The sequence below is a fragment of the Micromonospora sp. ALFpr18c genome (assembly GCF_008868155.1).
Classification (GTDB): domain Bacteria; phylum Actinomycetota; class Actinomycetes; order Mycobacteriales; family Micromonosporaceae; genus Micromonospora.
The window spans coordinates 1-5259 of sequence record NZ_WBKR01000291.1 but is presented as its reverse complement, the minus strand read 5'-3'; the positions used below and the strand labels follow the sequence as shown (position 1 = coordinate 5259).

4 protein-coding genes are annotated in these 5259 nt (G+C 73.0%); 3 read left to right on the top strand and 1 reads right to left on the bottom strand.

Annotated elements, in window-relative coordinates; translation table 11 throughout:
• Nucleotides 1-11 precede the first annotated feature (11 nt).
• Nucleotides 12-1433 (bottom strand): sensor domain-containing diguanylate cyclase, encoded by a 1422-nt coding sequence (locus F8271_RS29715; protein ID WP_151493132.1) that lies wholly within the window; start codon nt 1431-1433, stop codon nt 12-14.
• 167 nt (nt 1434-1600) lie between these two features.
• On the opposite strand from F8271_RS29715, the gene F8271_RS29710 reads away from it, so the two are divergent.
• From F8271_RS29710 to F8271_RS29695, 3 genes are all read left to right on the top strand, one after another.
• Nucleotides 1601-2380 carry a phosphodiesterase gene (locus F8271_RS29710; RefSeq protein ID WP_151493131.1) on the top strand — a complete coding sequence of 260 codons (780 nt, stop codon included), beginning with the start codon at nt 1601-1603 and terminating at the stop codon, nt 2378-2380.
• 11 nt (nt 2381-2391) lie between these two features.
• Nucleotides 2392-3042: a histone deacetylase gene (locus F8271_RS29705; RefSeq protein WP_225854849.1), complete on the top strand. Its 651-nt coding sequence runs from the start codon at nt 2392-2394 to the stop codon at nt 3040-3042.
• Nucleotides 3043-3433: 391 nt separating this feature from the next.
• Nucleotides 3434-5161, top strand: a complete 1728-nt coding sequence (locus F8271_RS29695) for a bifunctional UDP-sugar hydrolase/5'-nucleotidase (RefSeq protein WP_151493130.1) — start codon at nt 3434-3436, stop codon at nt 5159-5161.
• The last annotated feature ends 98 nt before the right edge of the window (nt 5162-5259 follow it).

The following is a 5259-nucleotide window of genomic DNA, read 5'->3' as shown; positions in this document are numbered from 1 at the left end:
GGTGGGTGCGGTTAGGCGGCGGAGAGGTGTACGCCGTCTCGGCCTTGGCGTTTTACCGCGTAGAGGGCCTGGTCGGCTCTGCGGAGGGTGCGTTCGGGGGACTCGCCGGGGTGCGGGAGTGCCACGCCCACGCTGATCGTGCGGCCCGTGCGCCGGGCCGCCTCGGTCAGCCGCTCGGCGATCCGTACCGCCTCCTCCGGGCGGCTCACCTCGATCACCGCGACGAACTCGTCGCCGCCGATCCGGTACAGCTCGTCGCCGTGCCGCAGCGCCCCCTCCAGGGCCCGGGCCAGCCCGACCAGCACCTGGTCGCCGGCCTGGTGGCCGTACGTGTCGTTGACGGTCTTGAAGCCGTCCACGTCGATCGCCAGCAGCGCCGTACGCCCCGGGGTGGCCGCCGCGATCCGCTGCCCGAAGGGGCCGGTGTGCCGCAATCCGGTCAGCGGGTCGGAGCTGGCCTGTTCCCGTAGGCGCGCGAGGGTGCGCAACCGGTCCAGGTTCGTCCAGGCCTGCCCGGCGAGCAGTTCCATGAGGCTGACCGTGGTCGGGTCCGGGCGCAGGGACCGCTCGTCGGCGACCAGCAGGACCCCTCCGGCATCGGGCGGGCCGACCGGGACGGCGACCAGTGTGCGTACCCCGGCCCGGGTCAGCGGCTCGTAGTCCTCCGTCGGTGGGTGGCCCACCTCGCCCAGGGTGTAGCCGGCGCCGTACCGGTGTGCACGCTCGATCATCCGGGCGAGCGCCGCCGGCTCCGCCCCGGCCAGTTCCGCCCGGATCCGGGTCTCCAGCTCACCCGGGGTCGGCGGCGGTGGCCCGAGCCGGACCTCTCCGGCGTCGGCGATCAGCAGCACCGCCGTGGACAGGGTGGAGACCTCCCGGGCGGCGCAGGTCGCCACGCCCAGCACGTCGCCCTCGGTCGGCGCGGAGGAGAGCGCGGCGGTGTGCCGGAGCAGCTTCTCGCTGCGGCTCTCCGCCGGTGGGCCGCCGAGGGCGGTGATCCGGGCACCGAGCCGGGCGGCCAGCCGCTGCGCGGTCTCCCGCCACGGCGTCAGGTCGACGGGGTGGGTCCATTGCAGGTCGAGTACGCCGATGGTCCGGCCGGCCGGATCGGTGACCGGCACGCACAACTCGGCGGTGACGTCGGGGCGTACCGGGAGGTAGTCCGGATCGGTGGTGACGTCCGGGACGACGGCCGTGGCGCCGCTGGCGTACACCCGACCGACGATTCCGGTCCGCGCCGGCACGGTGGCGAACACCTGCCAGGCGCCGGCCGCCGCGATGCAGCGCAGCCGATCGTGCACCTCGAGCAGCACAGAGATCGTTGCGGAGGTGTGGCGGGACAGCGCGGTGACCGTCCACCGGCAGGCCTCCGGCGTGGTCGACGCCATCGGCAGGCGGACGGTGACGTCGCGGATGACTTGCTGATGATCCACTCGCACGTCGTTCCAGGTAGGGGGGGTCGGCGCGATCAAGGGTACTCACGCCGTGGCGGGACCGGCCGAGCTTCGTACGCATGTGCTATCCACAGGCTGTGGACGCAGCCTGTGGGGACAGACGGCGGGCGATAGCGTGGAGCCCCCGGCGCCGAGGAGGCGAGCCCGTGCTCATCGCCCAGCTCAGTGATCCGCATCTGACCACCGGCCTGCTCGCCGCCGACCCGGCCGCCGGGCTGCATCGCGCGCTCGGCCGGGTGCTGGCCCTGCGACCGCGACCCGACTGCGTGGTGATCACCGGTGACCTGGTCGACCATGGCCGCCCCGACGAGTACGCAGCCCTGCGGGAGCTGATCGGCCCGTTCCCCCTCCCGGTCTACCTGGTCGCCGGCAACCACGACGACCGGGAGTCGCTGCTCGACGCGTTCGGCGGCACGCCCTGGCTCGGCGGCGGATTCTCCGCCTACTACCACGTCGATCATGAGGCGGCGACCATCGTGGTGCACGACTCGCTGACCCCCGGCAGCGGAGGCGGCCAGCTCGGCGAGGAGCAGCTCGCCTGGCTCGACGGCGTCCTCTCCGGTCGGCCCGAGGTGCCCGCCGTGGTCTGCCTGCACCACCCGCCGGTCGCGGTCGGCATTCCGGCGGCCGACGCCATCCGGCTCGCCGACGGCGACGCGCTGGCCGAGGTGATCGGCCGGCACCGGCACGTCGTGCGGGTCGCCGCCGGGCACCTGCACCGCCCGGTCACCACGGGGTACGCCGGCACGGTGCTCACCGTCGCCCCCAGCACCCTGAAGCAGAGCACCCTCACCATGGCCGTCGACGAGCAGATCGGCTGGGTCGCCGAACCCACCGCCTTCCTTCTGCACCGGGTCGAATCCGGCGGATGCGTGACGCACACCGTGCAGGTCAGCCACTCCGCCGCCCAGACCTGCGGCTTCTGAAAGCACCCGTCGTGCTCGTCTGGTACGTCGCGTACGGCTCGAACATGCACGCCGCCCGGTTGGCGTGGTACATCGGCGGCGGGTGCCCGCCCGGCGGGCTGCGGACGTACCCCGGTTGTCGGGATCGCCGCCCGCCGAGCCGGTCGGTGCCGGTGTCGCTGCCGGGTGGGATCTACTTCGCCGGCGCGTCCCGTGCCTGGACCGGCGGGATGGCGTTCTACGACCCGCAACTGCCGGGTGTCGCCGCGGCCCGCGCCTACCTGGTCACCGTCGAGCAGTTCACCGACATCGCGGCCCAGGAGATGTACCGCCCAGCCGGCCACACCACCGACCTCATCCCGGCGACCGGCGCGGCGATCGACGCGGCCGTCGCCAACGGGCGGGCCACGCTGGGCCCCGGCCGCTACGAGACGCTGGTCTGCCCGGGCAGCCTCGACGGTGTCCCGCTGCTCACCTTCACGGCCCCCGAGCCGGCGTCCGCCGTGCGGTGCCGTCCACCGGCGTCGATCTACCTCAGCATGATCGCCCGAGGGCTGCGCGAGTCGCACGGCTGGCCGGCCGAGCGGATCGCCGACTACCTGGCATGCCGGCCCGGGGTCGCGGACGGCTGGCCGCCCGATGCCGTCGCAGCCCTGGTCATCGAGGCGCTCACGGTCGACTGATCGCCTGCGGTTCGTCCAGTCTGGATTGTCGCCGCCCCCGCCGCCCCCGCCGCGCCCGCGCCCGCGCCCGCGGCCGCGGCCGCGGCCGCCGCCCGCGGCCGCGGCGGCCGCGGCCGCGGATGAGCGTGCGTTCGACGGCCGCGTCTGGTGCGATCGAGCGTCGACGTGGCGCGTTGGGCCGCCGGTCATCTCCACGTCACCAGCCGGAGGAACGTATTCGCAGCTCTGCCGCGCTGCTCGGCTCGACGGGTGAGCGTCCGGATGAGAGGCTGGCCGGGCGGGCGGCGATCCAACCGCCGCCAAGCATGATCGATCCTTCCGACGGCGTCGACGGGCGGCCGGTCGACCCACAGGCCGACCACCGCACGCGCCGATTCTCACGAGGAGTTTCATGTCCAGTTCCGGGATGCGTCGGGCCGCTGTCGGCCTGACCGCACTCGCGGTGGCCGCGCTCGGCGCGGTCGCCACCACCCCCGAGCAGGCCGACGCGCGGCCGAAGCCGGTCGACGTCACCCTGCTGGCACTCAACGACTTCCACGGCAACCTCGAACCACCCACCGGTTCCAGCGGCACCATCGCCGGGCAGCCCGCGGGTGGCGTCGAATACCTTGCGACGCACCTGGCCGAGCTGCGCGCCGCAGCCAAGAAGAAGAACACCATCACGGTCGCCGCCGGTGACCTGATCGGCGCGTCCCCGCTGCTCTCCGCCGCGTTCCACGACGAGCCGACCATCGAGGCGCTCAGCATGGCGGGGCTGGACTACGCCAGCGTCGGCAACCACGAGTTCGATGAGGGCGCCGCCGAGCTGCTGCGGATCCAGAACGGTGGCTGCCACCCGGTCGACGGCTGCGCCGACGGCACCCCCTACCGGGGCGCCGGCTTCACGTACCTGTCCGCGAACGCCTTCAAGACCGCGACCGGCCGGCCGCTGATGGCGCCGTACGCGATCCACAAGGTGCAGGGCGTCAAGGTCGGCTTCATCGGGATGACCCTGGAGGGCACCCCGCAGATCGTCAGCCAGCAGGGCGTCGCGGGCCTCACCTTCGCCGACGAGGCGGAGACCGCCAACCGGTATGCCCGTGAGCTGCGCCGCAAGGGCGTGCAGACGATCGTCGTGCTGCTGCACGAGGGCGGTGCCCAGGCGGCGACCGGCGGCATCAACGACTGCGTCGGCATGACCGGGCCCATCGTGGACATCGCCAACCGGATGGACCCCTCGATCGACGTGGTGGTCAGCGGTCACACGCACCAGGCGTACAACTGCAACATCAACGGCAAGCTGGTCACCAGCGCCAGCTCGTTCGGCCGCCTCGTCACCGACATCGACCTCAAAATCGACCGTCGGAGCGGGGACGTGCTCTCCGCCGCCGCGAACAACGTCGTGGTCACCCGCGACGTCGCCAAGGACCCGAAGCAGACCGCGTTGATCGACCGGTACAAGACGGTGCTCGGCCCGGTCGCCGGCCGCGAGGTCGGTGTCACCAGCACCGCCATCACCAAGACGCGGGATAACCTGCTCACCACCTGCTCGGATCAGGTGCCGGCCTCATGTGGTGAGTCGCCACTGGGCAACCTGATCGCCGACGCGCAGCTCGCCGCCACGGACGACGAGCAGAACGCCGTCGCCGCCTTCATGAACCCGGGCGGGGTTCGGGCCGACCTCGACGCCGGCACGGTCACCTACGAGGAGGCGTTCACGGTGCAGCCGTTCGCCAACAACCTGGTGACGCTGGACCTGACCGGCGCGCAGCTCTACTGCGTCCTGGAACAGCAGTTCGTGACCGGCCGGGTGCTGTACCCGTCCTCGACCGTGGGGTACGTGGTCGACCTCAACGGCACCACCGCCCCCACAGCGGACCCGTGCGCCGGCACCCGCGTGGTCCGGGGCAGCCTCACCATCGGTGGCACCGCCGTCGACACCGCCGCCACCTACCGGGTGACGGTGAACAACTTCCTGGCCGGCGGCGGCGACGGCTTCAGCGCCCTCACCGCCGGCACGAACCTGGTCACCGGGCAGATCGACCTGGACGCCTTCGTGGCGTACCTGACCGCCCAGTCGCCGGTCGCCGCGCCGACGCTGGATCGGATCCGCACCACCGCCGAGGTCCCCGCCGCCTGACGGAAGCACCTCGCGACGATCGGGCCCCGGAGCACCCCGCTCCGGGGCCCGCCTCGTTCCCCTGCCCCTGCCCCTGCCCCTGCCCCGTCCGCCTGCTC

Bases quoted from the DNA above. Each gene is read 5' to 3' on its own strand.
- F8271_RS29695 (WP_151493130.1), top strand. From the start codon at position 3,434: ATGTCCAGTTCCGGGATGCGTCGGGCCGCTGTCGGCCTGACCGCACTC.